Genomic DNA, 16079 nt, shown 5'->3' on the forward strand with positions numbered 1-16079 from the left:
AGTGCTTAGCATGGCCGGTGTGGGGCGGGAGGTTGAGGAGCTGCATCGGCGGCTGCTGCGGGCTCGGGACGCCATCGACCGGGGCTATGCGGGAGCGCTGGACGTGCCGGCGGTCGCGGCGGTGGCGCACATGTCGGCGGCGCATTTCAGCCGGTGTTTCCGGGACGTGTTCGGGGAGACGCCGCACCGGTATCTGCAGCGGCGGCGGATCGAGCGGTCCATGTTCCTGCTGCGCGAGACCGGGCGCAGCGTCACCGAGATCTGCGCCGAGGTCGGCTTCGGCAGCCTCGGAACCTTCAGCCGCACGTTCCGGGCGGTCGTGGGGGAGTCGCCGTCGGCCTACCGTCGCGGGCACGGGCCGGTGGTCGTGCCGCAGTGCGTGCAGATGGCCAACACCCGGCCGCGATCGAGCAGTTTCGGATAAGCGTCCGGCGGCCGCGGGTGCCTAGTCTGACGACGTGATCACCAAATTGAACGTCACGTCCATCTTCGTCCTCGACAAGGACGAGGCACTCGACTTCTATGTGGGCAAGCTCGGGCTCGAGAAGGGCAACGACGTCCAGCAGGGCGCCTACCGCTGGCTGACCGTGCGCGTGCCCGGCGGCGGCACCGAGATCCAGCTGGAGGAGCCGGGCCCGCCGCTGCACGACGACGCCACGGCCGAGCAGCTGCGCGCCCTGATCGCCAAGGGTGCGATGACCGGGCTCGTTCTGAACACGGACGACGTACGGGCGTTGTTCGAGACCTTGAAGGCGCGCGGCTTCACCGACTTCACCCAGGAGCCGACCGACCATTTCTACGGTACGGACATGGGCCTGCGGGATCCGTCGGGCAACGCGATCCGCATCCTTCAGCAGGGCTGAAAACGCAGCGGCAACGCGTCGGGGCCGTGGGTGCCGATGGCCGGGCGCCAGCTCAGGTCGCCCGCGATGACGGGCGCGCCCAGGCGGCGGGTGAGGACCGGAAGCGCCTCGCTCAGCTGGGCGTGGGCCAGCGCGGAACCGAGGCAGTAGTGCGGGCCGGCGCCGAACTGCAGCAATGGCGCCTCGCGAACGGCGGTGATGTCGAAGGCGCGCCCGCCCGGGTAGGCGCGGGGGTCGCGCTGGGCGGTCTGCACGGCCATGGTCACAAAGGTGCCGGCGGCGATCGGCAGGCCGCCGTACTCGAAGTCCTCGGCCGCACGGCGGAACAGGCTGGCCGCCGACGGACGCCAGCGCATCGTCTCGGTGACCGCGCGGTCGGTCAGCTCGGGGTGGTCCCGCAGCAGTGTCCACTGCGCCGGGTGCTCGGCGAAGCCGACCATCATGTTCGACAGCTGGTGGCGGGTGTTGTCGTGCGCGCCGAAGACCAGCGTGACCAGCAGGTTGCGCAGCTCCTCGCGGGTGACCGCGCCGTCGTCGCGCCAGGCGTCGACCATCCGCGAGATGAGGTCGTCGCCCGGGTGGGACGTCTTCGCGTCGATCAGGGAGTCGACGTAGCCGTCGAGGCCGGTGACCGCCCGCTCCACGCGGGCCGCCGTGTCGCCGCCGGTGGCCAGGGCGAAGATCAGGCCGATGTCGCTCGACCAGACGCTGAAGATGTCGTGATCCTCGGGCGGGACGCCCAGCAGTTCGCCCATGACGGCCAGCGGGAGCCGGGTGGCGAACGCGTCGACGAACTCGGTCTCGCCGGTGCGGGCGATCTCGTCGGTCAACGCCTCGGCCGTGGCCCGGATGAACGGCCGCATCCCGTCGACGGTTCGCGGTGTGAAGGCGCGGCTCACCAGGCCCCGAAGCCGCCGGTGGTCGGCGCCGTCGTGGTTGACGATCATCGGCGCCCACCAGTCGTGGATGGGGCCGCCGGTGATGCCGTTCTGCCGCAGGTAGCCGTCGCCGCCGTGGTCGAGGCGGCGGTCGCGCAGCAGCTCTTGCGTCTCGGCGTGGCGCAGCACGAGCGGGCCGAGCGGGCTGTCGGCGTACCAGCCCGCGTCCTGGGCGGCGAACACCTCCGGCGCGGTGAAGCTGAAGGCCGGGTCGACGACGTTGAGGAACGGCATGGGCCGAGTGTGCGGCGGCGGTCGCCAAGACCGGAACGCAAGTGTCAGGTAGTGGCGGCGAAGCGCTGGACCCGCTCGGTGCTGCCGGCGACCACCAGTTCGGCGCCCTCGGGAACGACGGTTTCGGGGGCGGCGTACTGGAAATCGGCCCCATAGGTCTTGATGCCGACGACCGTGACGCCGTGTTTGGTGCGCAGGGCCAGCTCGGCCAGGGTGCGGCCGGCGGCGTGGCGCGGGGCTCGGGTCTTGGCGATGGCGAAGCCGTCGTCGAACTCGATGAAGTCGAGCATGCGGCTGGCGATCAGGTGGGCCACCCGCTCGCCCATCGTGGCCTCGGGATAGATGACGTGGTGGGCCCCCACCGACCGGAGAATCCGTCCGTGTTTCGCCGACACCGCCTTGGCCCAGATATCCCGTACGCCCAATTCGCTCAAGGTCAGCACGGTGAGCACGCTCGCTTCGATGTCGCTGCCGATGCCCACCACCGCCCGGGCGAACTCTTTGATCCCGACCTGCAGCAGCGCTTCCTCGTCGGAGCCGTCGGCCTGCACCACGTGGGTCAGCTTGTCCGACCACTGCTGCACCAGGTGCTCGTTCTCGTCGATGCCCAGCACTTCGTGGCCGAGTTGCAGCAGCGAGTCGGCCACCTGCCCGCCGAACCGGCCCAGCCCGATGACGGCCACGTTCTCGTCGCGCGCGATCTCTTTCTCAGCCAACGATGGGTCGCTCCTCCGGGTACCGGTACTGCCGGTGGCGGGTGTTGAGGGCCAGGGCGGACGCGACGGCGACCGTCCCGACGCGGCCGATGAACATCATCGCACTGAGGATCAGCTGGCCGGGCGTGGACAGTTCGGCGGTGAGCCCGGTCGTGAGCCCGGACGTGCTGAAGGCCGACATCACCTCGAACAGCGCCCGGTCGAACGACACGTCGGCGGTGATGGCCAGCAGCACCAGCGTGCCGGTGGCGACCGTGGCCACGCCGAGCAGCGCGACCGTCGTGGCCTGGCGCTGGGTCGATTCGGCGATGCGGCGGCGCCCCACCACGACGTCGCGCTCGCCCCGCACCTCGGTCCAGATGACGTATGCGAGCAGGAAGAACGTGGTCACCTTGATGCCGCCGGCCGTGCTCGCGCTGCCTCCGCCGATGAACATCAGGCCGATCATGATGGCCGACGTGTCCTCGTTCATCGCGCCGTAGTCGACCGTGTTGAAGCCGCCCGACCGTGGGATGGTGCCCTGCACAAAAGCAGCCAAGATCTTTCCCGGTACGCCGAGCGGCCCCAGCGTGCCGTCGTTGCCCCACTCGAGCCCGAGCACGGCGACGAATCCCACCACCAGCAGTACGGCCGTGCCGCCCACGGTGAGCCAGGTGTGCGTCGACCAGGCGGCCGGGCGCCGGCTCAGCCGGCCGATCTCGTACAGCACGGGCACGCCGATGCCGCCGACGATCACGCCGAGGGTGAGCGGCACGCAGACCCACCAGTCGCCTGCGAAGCTGGTCAGGCCGTCGCTGCGCAGCGAGAAGCCGCAGTTGTTGAACGCCTGGACGGCGTTGAACACCCCTTCCCAGGCGGCCTGGCCCAGCGGCACGTCGTACGCCTGCCACAGCCGGACGGTGAAGATCGTCGCGATCACCGTCTCGCTGGCGAACATGACCGCGGCCGCGAGCACCAGCACCTGCCGGACGTCGCCGTGGGCCAGCCCGGTGTTGGTCTCGACCCCGGTCATCATCCGGCCCCGCAGCCCCAGCCGCTGCGACACCAGCAGGCCGGCCAGCGTGGCGATGGTGGTGATGCCGAAGCCGCCGGCCTGGGTCAGCACGGCCAGCAGCACGTGCCCGAAGCCCGACCAGTAGGTGGCGGTGTCGACCGTCGTCATGCCCGAGGTGGTGACGGCCGAGGTGGCCGTGAAGAAGGCGGTCAGCAGGGAGGGCGACTCCGGCCCGGCGCGCGACACGGGCAGCAGCAGCACCGCGGTGCCGGCCGCGATCGCGCCCAGGAAGGCCAGGGTCACGGTCCGCGCCGGGTGCGGACGAGCCTGGCGCATCAGGCAGTTATACCGCACCACCGATCTTGAGCCGGTCACGTCGGTGATGGGACAGCTCGGCGTGGTGGTCGTCGCCGGGGTGGCTGGCCGGGTCGACGTGCACGGTGGCGCCGGTCAGGCGGGGCACGTGGTGGGTCAGCTGGTGCTCGGCGTCGGCCGCGATCTCGTGCGCGGCCACCAGGCTGAGGCCGGCGTCGACGACCAGCGCGGCCTCGGCGTGCAGGCGGTGGCCGATCCAGCGCAGCCGCAGGCCGGACACCCCGACCACGCCCGGCACCGCGCGCAGCGCCTGCTCGGCCTGGTCGACCAGTTCGGGGTCGACCCGGTCCATGAGCCGGCGGTAGACCTCGCGGGCTGCGTCCTTGAGCACGAAGACGATGGCGGCGGTGATGGCCAGGCCGACGACCGGGTCGGCCCAGCCCCAGCCGAGCCACGCGCCGCCCGCCGCCAGCACGACCGCGAGCGAGGTGAAGCCGTCGGTGCGGGCGTGCAGTCCGTCGGCGACCAGGGCGGCCGAGCCGATGCGGCGGCCGACGGCGATGCGGTAGCGGGCGACGATCTCGTTGCCCAGGAAACCGACGACGCCGGCCGCGAGGACCCACGGCAGGTGGGTCATGGTTCGCGGATCGAGCAGGCGGTCGACGGCGAACCAGCCCGCGGCGACGGCCGAGCCGGCGATGACCAGCACGATGACGATCCCGGCCAGATCCTCGGCCCGGCCGAACCCGTAGGTGTAGGCGCGCGTGGCGGCGCGCCGGCCGATCACGAACGCGATTCCCAGCGGCACGGCGGTCAGGGCGTCGGCCACATTGTGCAGGGTGTCGCCCAGCAGCGCGACCGAGCCGGAGAGGGCCACGATCAGCGCCTGCAGCACCGCCGTGACGCCCAGGCCGGCCAGCGAGATCCACAGCGCCCGCAGGCCCTCGCGGGACGACTCGAGTGCGGGGTCGACCTTGTCGGCGGTGTCGTGCGAGTGCGGCTTGAGGAGGTGCCGCAGGCCGCCGTGGTGGTGGTGCTCGGTCATGCCCCGAGGTTAGGCCATGGGGTTGACTCGCGACAACGCTGCAGATGCCACTGAGCTGCAAGAACTCAACAGGGGCAACCGCGACCGACCGGTGCTGCGGCGGCCGGCCGGGGTTGCTTGGCCTGTGCCTCGATGGCGGTCAGCAACTCGCGGCGCCGGGCGGGGGTGAGCAGGTCACCGCGTACCAGAACGCTGTTGATCTTTTTGGTGTTGCGGATGTCGTGCAGGGGGTTCGCGTCGAGCAGCACGAGGTCGGCCACGGCGCCTCGCGCGATCACGCCGGCGTCGCGGAGGCCGAGGTAGCGGGCGGGATTGAGCGTGGCCGTGCCCAGGGCCTGAAGCGGGGACAGGCCGGCCCGGACGAGGAGGGCGAGCTCGTCGTGCAGACTGAAACCGGGCATGAGATAGGTGGTTCCGAGGTCGGTCCCGGCCAGCAGCGGCACGCCGGCCGCGGCCAGGTCGGCGGTCAGGGCGAGACGGCGGCGGAAGATCTCTTTCGACTGGACGATCTGCGCCGGCGTACGACCGGGAAGGTACTGGTTGTCCAGGGCCCAGTCCCAGTAGCCGATCACGTCGGCGCTGAAGTAGCGGTAGCGCGGGTCGTGGCGGTTGATCCGCTCGGGCATGTCGTTCGTCTCGTGCAGCACCAGCGTCGGCGTGAAGTAGGTGCCGTTGCGGGCGACGCGGCGGAAGACCTTCTCGGCCTTGCGCCGGTCGTACGTGCGGGCGGCGGCGTATTCGATCGGGTGCATCCGGTTGAACCAGCCGTTGTACTCGCCGGGCCCTATCGGCACGGCGGCCACAGCGGCGCGCAACTTCTTCTCCTCGTACGAGGTGTCGTACCAGACCTCGAACAGGTGCTCGACGCTGCGCATGCCCCGGTCGCTGGCCTCGGTGAGCTGGACGAAGTCGGGCACGTGGCCGAGGAACGGCAGGCCCAGCCGGCGGCACTCGTCGGCCACGGCCAGGAAAGAATCGCGGGTCAGGCGGGTGTACGTCTTGATGAAGGCGGCGCCGGAGGCGTGCTCCAGCCGGACGGCCGCGCGGGCCTCGGCCGGGTTCGCCACGGCCACGTGCACCGATCCGTCGCCGTCGAGCTCGTCCCACAGTGAGGGTGAGCCGTCGACGATCCGGCTGCCGATCGACCACTGCGGGCCGAGCCGCTCGCCCGCGGCGATCTGCTGCTTCCAGGCCCGGGCCAGGGGACCGCCGGACATCTGCCGGGTGGTGGTGACGCCGTTGAGCGCGTACAGCTCCGGGTCGGTGTCGTCGATGCCCACGGCGTGCGTGTGCATGTCGGCCAGGCCGGGGATCAGGAACCTGCCGGCGCCGTCGACGACAGTTGCCCCGTGCGGCACCGGCACCCGGCGCACCGGGCCCGCGTCGAGGATGCGTTCGCCCTGGATGAGCACGGTCTGGTCGGGCCGGGCGCCGCCGGACGCGTCGATCACGGTCACGCCGCGGACGGCGATCACGGATCGGCCGGTGGCCGCGGCCGGGCGGGTGATGCCCAGCGCGGCGCCGGCCACGCCCAGAGCCGTACCGGTGAGAAGGGTTCGCCGCTGCATGATGATCTCCCTGTCCGTATGCGTTAGCGGTCAGGGTTCAGCCTGCTCGGGCCGGGCTCAGGGATCAGGAGTGCTGAATCCCTGGTCGGGAGTGGGGCTACCACCACCGCCGCGCCGCCAGGCCTCGAGGATCCGGTCGATGTCGTCGCGGATCCGGGCGCGGGCCTGCTCCCGGGGCACGCCGTCCATCAGCATCTCGTCGTACGGGGTGTCCTTGTGCCGCACCGAGGCGACCACCGCCCGCGTCACCGCCTCGGGATCCAGCGCCCGGCCGGCGGCGCTGCGACCCACCCGGCCGCTGCCGCGTTCGCCGGTGTGCCGGCTGATCTCGGCCGCCCGATCCGGCGGGCAGCCGGGGAACAACCGGCCGATGTGCTCGGCCAGCTCGTGCTGGAACGACTCGTCGGCGACCTCGCGGCGCTCCCGGTCGCGTTCCCGGCGCCGGGCCCGGGCCTCCTCGTCGGACAGGCACTGCTGCTCGGCCAGCTCGATCGCCGCCCGCTCGACCAGCAGACCCTTGCGTTCGTGGCGCTTGCGGGAGCGGTTGAACCGCACCACCACGGCCGAGAGCCCGCTGGCTTTCCTGGCCCGCCGGGTCAGGGCCGCGTCGCCGGCCGGCAGGAAGACCAGGTGGTCGAGGTCGGCGCAGGTGAGGCAGAGCGGGCCGGCGTCCTCCATGGTCAGCATCTCGCCGTCGGTGCGCCGGCAGACGACACAGGTGAACGCCTTCTGCGGCAGCACGACCACCAGGTCACCGGCCCGCCGCTGCTCCGGCAGCTCGGTCGGCGCCCAGTGCGTGCGGTAGGACAACTCGAGCGTGGGCTCGCCGGACTCGGTGAAGCGCAACGGCCGGCGGTCGCGGGTGGCCGACAGGTATTCGACCTCGTTCGGGTGCAGTTCGCGGCCGGCCACCCAGCGGCGGAAGATCTCGAGCGCCTCGGCCAGGCGGCGCGACGGCACCACGGCCACCGCCTCCAGGTGCGGCGCCCGGCCCTGCTCCCAGTCCGTCACCTGCCCCGGCGGTATCCAGCCGATGCCGGTCAGCACGTCGAGCGGGCTCACCTGCTTCCGGCGCAGCAGCGCCCGCTCGGCGGCGGTCACCACCCGGCGTTCCAGCTTCGTGGCGGGCTGCATGCGGGGCAGGCTACCCTTCGGCCGGGGGTGGCTGCGCTGGACGACTCGTACCGGTGGCTCGAGGATCTCGACTCGCCCGAGGCTCTGCGGTGGATCGCCGAACGCAACGCCGAGACACTCACCCTGCTGGGTGGTGCGGGTTTCGCGCGTACGCGTGACGAGATCCGGGCCGTGCTCGACAGCAAAGAGCGCATCCCCTATCCGGGGTGGCGCGGCGACGGCTACTACTACGACTTCTGGCGGGACGCCGACCATCCGCGCGGGCTGTGGCGGCGGACCACGCTCGATCAGTTCCGGCGCGACGAACCCGCCTGGGACGTGCTGCTCGACGTCGACGAGCTGAACCGGGCCGAGGGCGAGAACTGGACCTGGTCCGGCGTGACGGTGCTGCAGCCGGGCTACGACCGCGGGCTGATCAGCCTCTCCCGGGGCGGCGCCGACGCGGTGGTGGTGCGCGAATTCGACCTGAACCGGCGGGCCTTCGTCGAGGACGGCTTCACACTGCCCGAGGCGAAAAGCGACGTCGGCTGGATCGACGCCGACCACGTGTTCGTGGGCACCGATTTCGGGCCGGGGTCGCTGACGTCGTCGGGCTATCCGCGGATCGTCAAACGCTGGCGGCGCGGCACGCCGCTGACCGAGGCGGAACTGATCTTCGAGGGTCGGCCCGACGACGTCTCGGTCCGGGCCGGGCACGATCCGACGCCGGGATTCGAACGCGATTTCGTCGGCCGGCACGTCGATTTCTGGCACAGCGAACAATTCCTGCGTACGCCGGACGGGCGGCTCATCCGCATCGAGATCCCGGACGACGCCAACGGCAGCGTGCACCGCAACTGGCTGCTCATCCGGCTGCGGTCGCCGTGGCTGAACTACCCGGCGGGTGCTCTGGTGGCGGCCGACTTCGAGCAGTTCCTGGCGGGCGGCCGGGAGCTCATTGTCTTGTTCGAGCCGGACGAGCGGACGTCTCTCCGGTCGTACACCTGGACCCGCAACCATCTGCTGCTGGTCACCATGATCGACGTGCGGACCGAAGTGTCGGTGCTGACGCCGGACGAGCCGCGGTGGCGTCGCGAGCCGATGACCGGCGCCGGCGAATTCGACCAGACGTGGATCGTCGACACCGACCCCGACAACAATGACTCGTACCTGATCTCGTCCGAGGGGTTCCTGCAGCCGGCCACCCTGAGCCTCGAGAACGAGGAACTGAAGCGAGGGCCGGCATTCTTCGACGCGGACGGCATGACCGTGCGCCAGTTCTTCGCCGTTTCGGCCGACGGCACGCGCATTCCCTATTTCGTCGTGGGCGGCACCGGGGGAGGGCCGGCCCTGCTCTACGGGTACGGCGGTTTCGAGGTCGCGATGACCCCGAGCTACAACGGCGTCATCGGCCGCGGCTGGCTCGCCCGCGGCGGTTCGTACGTGGTCGCGAACATCCGCGGCGGCGGCGAATACGGCCCCGAATGGCACCGGGCCGCCCTGCGCGAGAACCGCGTCAAGGCCTTCGAGGATTTCGCCGCGGTCGCCACCGACCTGGTGCAACGCGGCATCACCACACCGGACCGGCTGGGCGCCATGGGCGGCAGCAACGGCGGCCTGCTGATGGGCGTCATGCTGACCCGCTACCCCGACCTGTTCGGCGCGGTGGTCGCCCGCGTGCCGATCCTCGACATGCGCCGCTACACAAAGCTGCTGGCCGGCAAGTCGTGGATCGCGGAATACGGCGACCCGGACGTCGAAGCGGACTGGGCCTATCTGCGGAAGTTCTCGCCGTACCAGAACGTCGATCCCGGCCGCGCCTACCCACCGGTGCTGTTCCTGACCTCAACCCGCGACGACCGGGTGCACCCGGCCCACGCCCGCAAAATGATGGCCCTGATGCGCGCCCAGGGCCACCACGCGACCTACTACGAAAACATCGAAGGCGGCCACGGCGGCGCCGCCGACAACGACCAGGCGGCCACGATGTGGGCCCTGATCCTGGAATTCCTGTGGCAGAACCTCACCCCAGGTGCTCAGCCACAAGAAGGCTGAAGTCGACGTACTCGAAGCCGTCATAGAACTGGGCGGATGGGTCACCTGGGCGACCCGCTGCTGCCGTTCGATGAGCCGGCCACCCTCGGTGATCGGCCCGTCGGCAAACGCCGCCCGGAGGGCGATGCCCAGCGCGGTCAGAGCCGGCTCGGCCCTCACCAGAGCGAGCCGACTCAGCGCGGGTTCCAGCGCATCCTCCCCGACCAGCGGAAGCGAAAGCAGCGCGAATCCGGCGAGGTCGCCTTCGAGGTACGGGATGCTGTGGTCTCTCTCGAGCATGCTTGCCGCCCACACAAGCAGCTCGTCTCGCACCTGCTGGCCCGCTGCAACTCCTAGCACCCGCGCGGCCGCGACCGCCCCCGCCCACCGCATGACCGGCCGCTCGTCCCACAACGCCCGCTCACACCTCAGCACGACTTCGTCCACCGCCTCACGCTCGGCCGGCGCCGCCGTCTCGCTCTCCGTGTGGGTCCGCCCGTGGGCTCCAGCCCGGTGGTCGGCGCGGGTTCGGTTGCAGGCGCGGCCTGGGTCGCCGGCGTCGGCTGGGTCGTGCGCGCTGCCTCGCTCACCGGCTTCGGTCCGGCTGTGGGTCAGCCCGGTCGTCGACGCCGTTCCGCTCAAGGGCGCGGGCCCGAACGCGTCCCGACGCTCGTCCTCGTCCTCCGACCGCAAAGCGGCCAAGTTCCCCGGCGCATCCTTAGCCGACCCGTACGCGTGCCGTAAAGCACCCCACTCAACCACAGCGCCAAAATGCCAGCGCCGCCATCGATAGACCGGCGTTGATACGGTCGTGAGGCGTGGGTGGCGAGCGTGAACGGGTCGGATCGCGCCGGACGGTGTCATGACCGCGCGGTCCCGCCGGCACGGTGACGGTGCAGATGCCGAGCCGGGTCGCCGTGGCCGGGCGAAGAACGGCGTCGGCCGCATCGGCAGTATGGCCGCCGCTGAGCGAGCCACCGAAGAAGTGATCGACCGTGGCCACCTCGGCGGCGAACGCAGGCTCGGCGGCGGGATGACGCCGGACGACGTGAAACTGCAGCAGGTCGTCCGGCGATACGAGCAACTCGGCGACACGCCGCCCCGGCTCGAGATCGCAAGCAACGACGAGGCGCACAGGGCCGGCGGCGCGCACACGGTGGCCAAGCACGGCCCCCAACTGCCCCTGCCAAGAGAGCCGGGAGTCCAGACCGTCGAAGGTCGTATCTACGGCGACACGGGCTGGGGCAAGCAAGCGACCGCCTCTTACAGGTGGACCGACGTCGCCACCATGAACCGCGAAGTGAACCGGTACGTCCGGGAGAACTGGCCGGCGATCCGCGACGATCTCGCGTTCGACGAGTTCCACGAGGGCTTGGCCGATGCCGGGCACCGCATCGGCGAGGGCTACTACAACAAGGGCATGTTCGGCGCCGGGCCCCGCGAAGCGGAATACGGCGAAACGAGCCTTTTCCGGGTGCGCATCCGGATCGTGGCCGAGTCCGATCCGGCCGTGCCGTTCATCGTCTCCGCCTTTCCCGCCGGACTAGGGTGAGCCGATGGACACCTCCGGGCTCCCCGATTCGATCCGCCGGCGAATCGCTCAGCGCTCGGCACTTCCCGCGATCGACAAGGTGCGATCGCTCCTGCACGGCTATGTCGCGGACGCGGAGGACATCGCCGAGATCCGCGCCGAATTGCTGCGGACGGCCCGCACCGACAGCTTCTTCCTGCGGCAGTATCTCGACGCGCTCGACACCGTCCTGGCTGAGCCGCAGCCGCCGGGCACGCTGCTGCGGTTGGTGGAGGACGACGCCAACTGGGGAATCGACCACGACCAGACCGACGCGGGCGCCGCCGTTTTTCTGCGCGAGGTGGCCGCGACCCTGCGGTCGGTGCTCGCCGAGGTCTAGGGCGGCCGGCGGGATGACGTAAGGCTGCGTTCCATGGGTTGCATCTTGCCGAGGGGGTACGACAGAAACAGGTGGCCTGCGCGAACGGTGTGGGGAAGGGCCACTGGCAACGCGGAGCCGGCCCGGTTCAGTGGAAGGGAATCCACTGACGGGAGGGCGGGACATGGGCAAGCCGGTGGTGTGGCCGTTTGCCGTGGCGGTCATTGTGGTGGTGGGGGTCGGGGCGCTGGTGGTGCTGTTCCTGCAGGCCCTTCTGATCTAGCGCCATCAACGCCAGGCGGTGGGCACTTTCTGCGATGCTCAGCGACCAGGGTGGCGGCTTCGGGTTCGAGCACATTGTTTCACCCGGCGCCGGGGAAAAGCCTTTTGTCGTACGCCGAGATCCACGCCGCCACGTCTAGCGTGGTGACCGCCGCGTAGGCCCGGACGAGCGCCCGCATGGCCGATGCGCCGAGCGGCGGTTCCGTGGACCCGACGATACGAAACGAGGCCCAGCATGGGCGGCCGGGCCGATCTACATATGCACACCAATCTGGGCGACGGCTGGATCAGCCCGGCCCGGGTGGTGCGGGAAGCCGCCCGTACCGGCCTATCGGTGATCGCGGTGACCGATCATGATCACCTGGAGGGCGCCAAGCGGGTCGAGGAGCAGATCGCCGTTCAGGGAGTCCCTATTCGGCTGATCACCGGCGTCGAGGTCTCCACCCGCAACGGTCATCTGCTCGGGCTGTTCGTGACGAAGGCGCCACGCCCGATGCGGCCCGTTCAGGAAAGCATCGACGCCATCAAGGAACAGGGCGGAATGGTCGTGGTGGCGCACCCGATGGGCCGCCTCGTGCCGAGCCTGAGCCGGCGGAAGATCGACGAGCTGCTGGCCGCCGGGTACGAGATCGACGGCCTCGAGATCTACAACCCCAGCCCGGCCAATGCGTCGCGGCGGGCCGAGGTGCGCGCGGCCAACCGGGACTGGGGCCTGGCCGAGATCGGCTCGAGCGACGCCCATTTCTGGCAGCACATCGGGGCCGGCTACACGACTTTCGATGGATCGGCCCCGGAGGATCTGCGCCGGGCGATTCTCGATCGGTCGGTGCGCGCCGGCGGCGAGGAGAAGCCGCCGGCCCGGCTCAATCCGGCTTCCTATGTCGCACAATGCGCCTGGAGCTGGTTCGTCGACCCGCCTCGCCGGATGGTGCGGCGGCGCCGGGCCAGAACCGGCGGAACATGAACCACTGCGCGGGCGAATGCCTGACGACTTCTTCCTGGCAGTCGAACATGTACTGGGTCAGGCGCTGAACCTCCTGCTGCCGTTCGGATTTCGAACTGACCGGCTGCGGATACATCGGCGGGAACGTCCGCATGTAATACGCGCCCTTGGGCCCGTACCAGAAATAGCCGGGCACAACCGCGGCGCCCGATTTGACGGCCAGCGCGCCCGCACCGGCCGGCACCCGCGTCGGCCGGCCGAAGAACGACACCTCCACGCCGTGCTCGCCGGTCACCGGTCGGTCGACGACAATGGCCACCGCCCGCCCGGCCGTCATTTCCCGCAACACACCCCGGGGCGCACCGGAAACGGGAATGATCTGGACGCTGCGGTCGCGCCGATGGCCCTGCAGAAGGTCGTCCAGCCGGGCGTCGCCGAACGTGTCCACCACCGCCGACAACGGCACGTGCCGGGCCGCGATGGCGCCGGCCAGATCCCAGCTGCCGAAGTGCCCGGTCGTGATGATCAGGCCCTTTCCGGCGGCCCGGGCCGACTGCAGATGGCCGTGCCAGGGAATGCCGTCGGTCAGATCCTGAATGCGCGCGTCGACGTCCAGAAGGTCCACATAGGGCAGGCACGCGAGCGAGGCCGCCGTACGCCCGTAATTGCTCCAAGAATTCAGAGCAATGCGCCGTACGGACGGATGGGTGACGGGCAGGCCCAGAACCGTCGCCATGTTCTCGCGGGTGATGAGCCGCTTCGAGCGCCAGCCCAGATAACTCGCGGACGTCACCGTCGACGCCACCATGTGCCGTACGCGTGGGGGAGTGCGCCCCGCGACGGCGATTCCCGAATGGGCGAGCCAATACACCGACGACACCGCGGCCCCCTCAGCGGGCTATCCGGACGAGGCGGTCGGCGGTCGGCCACCGTACGTCGTAAGCCCACCCGAACCGCTCGAACAACCAGATGACCCGGGCCGAGACGTCGAGCTCGCCCCGCCGCACGCCGTGCCGGGCCTGGGTGGGGTCGGCGTGGTGCAGGTTGTGCCAGGACTCGCCCATGCTCAGCAGAGCCAGCGGCCAGAAGTTGGCCGACTTGTCACGGGCGGTGAACGGCCGGTCGCCGATCATGTGACAGACCGAGTTGACCGACCACGTCACGTGGTGCAACAGCGTGATCCGGACCAGCCCGGCCCAGAAGAACGCGGTCAGCGCGCCCGCCCACGACCAGCTGATCAGCCCGCCCATGACGGCCGGCGCGACCAGCGTGACGATGGTGAGCGGCCCGAACATCCGGTGCATGATCCGCATGTCGCGGTCGGCCAGCAGGTCCGGCGCGAACCTTTCCTGGTTGGTCAGGTTCCGGTCGAGGATCCAGCCCAGGTGGGCGTGCCAGAAACCGCGGACGAGGGCGGCCGGCGACGTGCCGAACAGCCACGGCGAGTGCGGGTCGCCCTCCTTGTCGGCGAAGGCGTGGTGCCGGCGGTGGTCGGCCACCCAGTGCAGGATCGGCCCCTGCACGGCCATGCTGCCGACCACGCCGAGCGCGATCCGTAGTGGACGGTGCGCCTTGAACGAACCGTGCGTGAAGTAGCGGTGGTAACCGACGGTCGCGCCGAGGCAGGTCACCGTGTACCAGCCGACCGCCAGGAACACATCGAGCCAGGTCAGGCCCCAGCCCCAGGCCACCGGCACGGCGGCCACGAGCGCGAGGAAGGGCACGAGCACGAACAGATAGACGGTGACGTGAGCCGGTAGCGGACGGCGCCCGCTGTGCAGAGGTCTGGTCATGGCGATCACCCCAGGGTCCGGTTGCGCGTGACGCTAGAGACCCTGGGCAGCCGCCGGGCGAACCACGGCACACCGGTTCATGAACCCCGATCTACTGACCCGTACGGCCGTCGATGCACTCGCGCAGCAGGTCGGCGTGGCCGCAGTGCCGGGCGTACTCCTCGACCATGTGGATCAGGATGTCGCGGACGGCCGCCTCGCCACCCCGATCGCCGGGCAGGGCGACCGTGGCGCCCAGATCGGTGACGCCGTCGAGCCACTGGTCGGCTGCCGAGATCTGCGCCCGCCACGAGGTGAAAGCGTCCTCGACCACCGCCGGGTCACCGGTCGCACCGTTGAAGTCGAGGTCGTCGTCCTCGGCCGACCAGTAGATGCGCGGCACGTCGAGGTGGCCCTGCAGCGTGCGGAAGAACCAGTTGTGCTCGACCCGCGCCATGTGCCGCACGAGCCCGAGCAGGCTCATCGTCGACGGCGGCACCGACCGCGTGGCCAACTGCGCGGGGGTCAGGTCGTCACACTTCATCCCCAGCGTGAGCCGATAGTTGGTCAGGTACTCCCGGATCGTCGCCATCTCCCCGACCGGCGTCCCCTGCGTCCGGGGATCGGTTGCCGGCGGTTCCCATAACCCGTTGAAGCTAGCCATGCCGCACACCTTGGCCGACATCCCCGCCGATGCCCACCGAATAAAGGCCCGGCCGACCGGCCGGGCCTCGAACGGGAAGGTGTTCAGATGAGCCAGCGGTTCTTGCGCACCAGGGGCAGCTTCGCCCACCAGCGGCCTAGTCCCCAGGTGTGCCCGGCGTAGGTGAGGGCGATGGCGACGGCGGCGACCGCGTAGATGAAGTGGTAGTCGACGACCGGGTTGCTCGAGCCACTGGCGAGGGGCCACTCGGCCGCCCACATCATGGCCATCATGATCGTGGCGCCGACGGCGGCCAGGCGCAGGCCCACGCCGCCGATCAGGGCGACCCCGATGGCCAGCATGCCCAGCATGAACGACCAGTTGGTCCAGGCGTCGCCGGCGATCGAGTGGAAGAAGCCCTGGAACGGCCCCACCTCGACGCTGGACAGGAAGCCCTTGGTCGGCGATCCGCCGTTGATCCAGGCCCGCTCCCACGGGGTCGAGTAGCCGAGCCCGAAGGTCTTGTCCAGGAAGGCCCAGAGGAAGACGAAGCCGAGCGAGACCCGCAGCACGGCCAGGCCCTTGGCGGCGGTCTTGGTGAGCATGGCGCCCGGCGCCTCGACGGTCTCGAGGTTCGCCGCGGGCCGGCGGGTGGTGGTCATCGCTGCCTCCTTCATCGGTATCTCTCACCTCTGAGACTCCTCCGGAGAAGGCATCAGCACCCGGGTCC

17 protein-coding genes are annotated in these 16079 nt (G+C 70.4%); 7 read left to right on the forward strand and 10 right to left on the reverse strand.

All coding sequences use genetic code 11. From position 1 onward, the window contains the following. Positions 1 to 10 precede the first annotated feature (10 nt). Together OWR29_RS28190 and OWR29_RS28195 are read left to right on the forward strand one after the other, a co-directional pair. Positions 11 to 424 carry a helix-turn-helix transcriptional regulator gene (locus OWR29_RS28190; RefSeq protein WP_438872665.1) on the forward strand — a complete coding sequence of 138 codons (414 nt, stop codon included), beginning with the start codon at positions 11 to 13 and terminating at the stop codon, positions 422 to 424. Between the two features lie 34 nt (positions 425 to 458). Then, positions 459 to 863, forward strand: a complete 405-nt coding sequence (locus OWR29_RS28195; RefSeq protein WP_267566284.1) for a VOC family protein — start codon at positions 459 to 461, stop codon at positions 861 to 863. Here the strand turns inward: OWR29_RS28195 and OWR29_RS28200 are convergent. The 6 genes from OWR29_RS28200 to OWR29_RS28225 all read right to left on the reverse strand — a co-directional run bounded on the left by OWR29_RS28200 (position 851) and on the right by OWR29_RS28225 (position 7807). After that, positions 851 to 2035, reverse strand: coding sequence for a cytochrome P450 (locus OWR29_RS28200; protein ID WP_267566285.1), 1185 nt, complete (start codon positions 2033 to 2035; stop codon positions 851 to 853). The two genes, OWR29_RS28195 and OWR29_RS28200, sit on opposite strands and share 13 nt — an antisense overlap. A 44-nt stretch (positions 2036 to 2079) precedes the next feature. Then, positions 2080 to 2751: a potassium channel family protein gene (locus OWR29_RS28205; protein WP_267566286.1), complete on the reverse strand. Its 672-nt coding sequence runs from the start codon at positions 2749 to 2751 to the stop codon at positions 2080 to 2082. Then, entirely contained in the window at positions 2744 to 4081 is a 1338-nt protein-coding gene (locus OWR29_RS28210; RefSeq protein ID WP_267566287.1) for a TrkH family potassium uptake protein, read from the reverse strand. The genes OWR29_RS28205 and OWR29_RS28210 overlap by 8 nt, the downstream gene beginning before the upstream one ends. A gap of 7 nt (positions 4082 to 4088) precedes the next feature. Further along, positions 4089 to 5105: a cation diffusion facilitator family transporter gene (locus tag OWR29_RS28215; protein WP_267566288.1), complete on the reverse strand. Its 1017-nt coding sequence runs from the start codon at positions 5103 to 5105 to the stop codon at positions 4089 to 4091. Positions 5106 to 5170: 65 nt separating this feature from the next. Continuing rightward, entirely contained in the window at positions 5171 to 6673 is a 1503-nt protein-coding gene (locus OWR29_RS28220) for an amidohydrolase family protein (protein WP_267566289.1), read from the reverse strand. 57 nt (positions 6674 to 6730) lie between these two features. Next, positions 6731 to 7807: a DUF2293 domain-containing protein gene (locus OWR29_RS28225; RefSeq protein WP_267566290.1), complete on the reverse strand. Its 1077-nt coding sequence runs from the start codon at positions 7805 to 7807 to the stop codon at positions 6731 to 6733. A 27-nt stretch (positions 7808 to 7834) separates the two neighbouring features. Here OWR29_RS28225 and OWR29_RS28230 point away from each other — a divergent pair, with 27 nt between their 5' ends. From OWR29_RS28230 to OWR29_RS28250, 5 genes are all read left to right on the forward strand, one after another. Then, positions 7835 to 9841 carry a prolyl oligopeptidase family serine peptidase gene (locus OWR29_RS28230; RefSeq protein WP_267566291.1) on the forward strand — a complete coding sequence of 669 codons (2007 nt, stop codon included), beginning with the start codon at positions 7835 to 7837 and terminating at the stop codon, positions 9839 to 9841. Between the two features lie 36 nt (positions 9842 to 9877). Next, positions 9878 to 10177 (forward strand): hypothetical protein, encoded by a 300-nt coding sequence (locus tag OWR29_RS28235; protein ID WP_267566292.1) that lies wholly within the window; start codon positions 9878 to 9880, stop codon positions 10175 to 10177. Between the two features lie 505 nt (positions 10178 to 10682). Further along, the gene (locus OWR29_RS28240; RefSeq protein ID WP_267566293.1) at positions 10683 to 11372 is read left to right on the forward strand and encodes a hypothetical protein; all 690 of its coding nucleotides are present in this window, start codon (positions 10683 to 10685) and stop codon (positions 11370 to 11372) included. A 4-nt stretch (positions 11373 to 11376) separates the two neighbouring features. Further along, positions 11377 to 11730 (forward strand): hypothetical protein, encoded by a 354-nt coding sequence (locus tag OWR29_RS28245; protein WP_267566294.1) that lies wholly within the window; start codon positions 11377 to 11379, stop codon positions 11728 to 11730. A gap of 520 nt (positions 11731 to 12250) precedes the next feature. Next, complete coding sequence (locus tag OWR29_RS28250) at positions 12251 to 12955, forward strand: PHP-associated domain-containing protein (RefSeq protein WP_267566295.1); 705 nt, start codon at positions 12251 to 12253, stop codon at positions 12953 to 12955. Here OWR29_RS28250 and OWR29_RS28255 read toward each other — a convergent pair. From OWR29_RS28255 to OWR29_RS28270, 4 genes are all read right to left on the reverse strand, one after another. After that, positions 12855 to 13814: a lysophospholipid acyltransferase family protein gene (locus OWR29_RS28255; RefSeq protein WP_267566296.1), complete on the reverse strand. Its 960-nt coding sequence runs from the start codon at positions 13812 to 13814 to the stop codon at positions 12855 to 12857. The genes OWR29_RS28250 and OWR29_RS28255 overlap by 101 nt on opposite strands. A 10-nt stretch (positions 13815 to 13824) precedes the next feature. After that, a complete protein-coding gene (locus OWR29_RS28260; RefSeq protein WP_267566297.1) occupies positions 13825 to 14727 on the reverse strand; it encodes an acyl-CoA desaturase in 903 nt (300 codons plus the stop codon). A gap of 91 nt (positions 14728 to 14818) precedes the next feature. Next, entirely contained in the window at positions 14819 to 15370 is a 552-nt protein-coding gene (locus tag OWR29_RS28265) for a DinB family protein (RefSeq protein WP_267566298.1), read from the reverse strand. An 83-nt stretch (positions 15371 to 15453) separates the two neighbouring features. Then, positions 15454 to 16011: a DoxX family membrane protein gene (locus OWR29_RS28270; RefSeq protein WP_267566299.1), complete on the reverse strand. Its 558-nt coding sequence runs from the start codon at positions 16009 to 16011 to the stop codon at positions 15454 to 15456. Positions 16012 to 16079 lie beyond the last annotated feature (68 nt).

This window comes from Paractinoplanes pyxinae (genome assembly GCF_026626335.1).
In the GTDB taxonomy this organism is placed as follows: Bacteria; Actinomycetota; Actinomycetes; order Mycobacteriales; family Micromonosporaceae; genus Actinoplanes; species Actinoplanes pyxinae.

Bases quoted from the DNA above. Each gene is read 5' to 3' on its own strand.
- OWR29_RS28190 (WP_438872665.1), top strand. From the start codon at position 11: ATGGCCGGTGTGGGGCGGGAGGTTGAGGAGCTGCATCGGCGGCTGCTG.
- OWR29_RS28200 (WP_267566285.1), bottom strand. From the start codon at position 2,035: ATGCCGTTCCTCAACGTCGTCGACCCGGCCTTCAGCTTCACCGCGCCG.
- OWR29_RS28210 (WP_267566287.1), bottom strand. From the start codon at position 4,081: ATGCGCCAGGCTCGTCCGCACCCGGCGCGGACCGTGACCCTGGCCTTC.
- OWR29_RS28215 (WP_267566288.1), bottom strand. From the start codon at position 5,105: ATGACCGAGCACCACCACCACGGCGGCCTGCGGCACCTCCTCAAGCCG.
- OWR29_RS28220 (WP_267566289.1), bottom strand. From the start codon at position 6,673: ATGCAGCGGCGAACCCTTCTCACCGGTACGGCTCTGGGCGTGGCCGGC.
- OWR29_RS28225 (WP_267566290.1), bottom strand. From the start codon at position 7,807: ATGCAGCCCGCCACGAAGCTGGAACGCCGGGTGGTGACCGCCGCCGAG.
- OWR29_RS28235 (WP_267566292.1), top strand. From the start codon at position 9,878: ATGGGTCACCTGGGCGACCCGCTGCTGCCGTTCGATGAGCCGGCCACC.
- OWR29_RS28240 (WP_267566293.1), top strand. From the start codon at position 10,683: ATGACCGCGCGGTCCCGCCGGCACGGTGACGGTGCAGATGCCGAGCCG.
- OWR29_RS28245 (WP_267566294.1), top strand. From the start codon at position 11,377: ATGGACACCTCCGGGCTCCCCGATTCGATCCGCCGGCGAATCGCTCAG.
- OWR29_RS28250 (WP_267566295.1), top strand. From the start codon at position 12,251: ATGCACACCAATCTGGGCGACGGCTGGATCAGCCCGGCCCGGGTGGTG.
- OWR29_RS28260 (WP_267566297.1), bottom strand. From the start codon at position 14,727: ATGACCAGACCTCTGCACAGCGGGCGCCGTCCGCTACCGGCTCACGTC.
- OWR29_RS28265 (WP_267566298.1), bottom strand. From the start codon at position 15,370: ATGGCTAGCTTCAACGGGTTATGGGAACCGCCGGCAACCGATCCCCGG.
- OWR29_RS28270 (WP_267566299.1), bottom strand. From the start codon at position 16,011: ATGACCACCACCCGCCGGCCCGCGGCGAACCTCGAGACCGTCGAGGCG.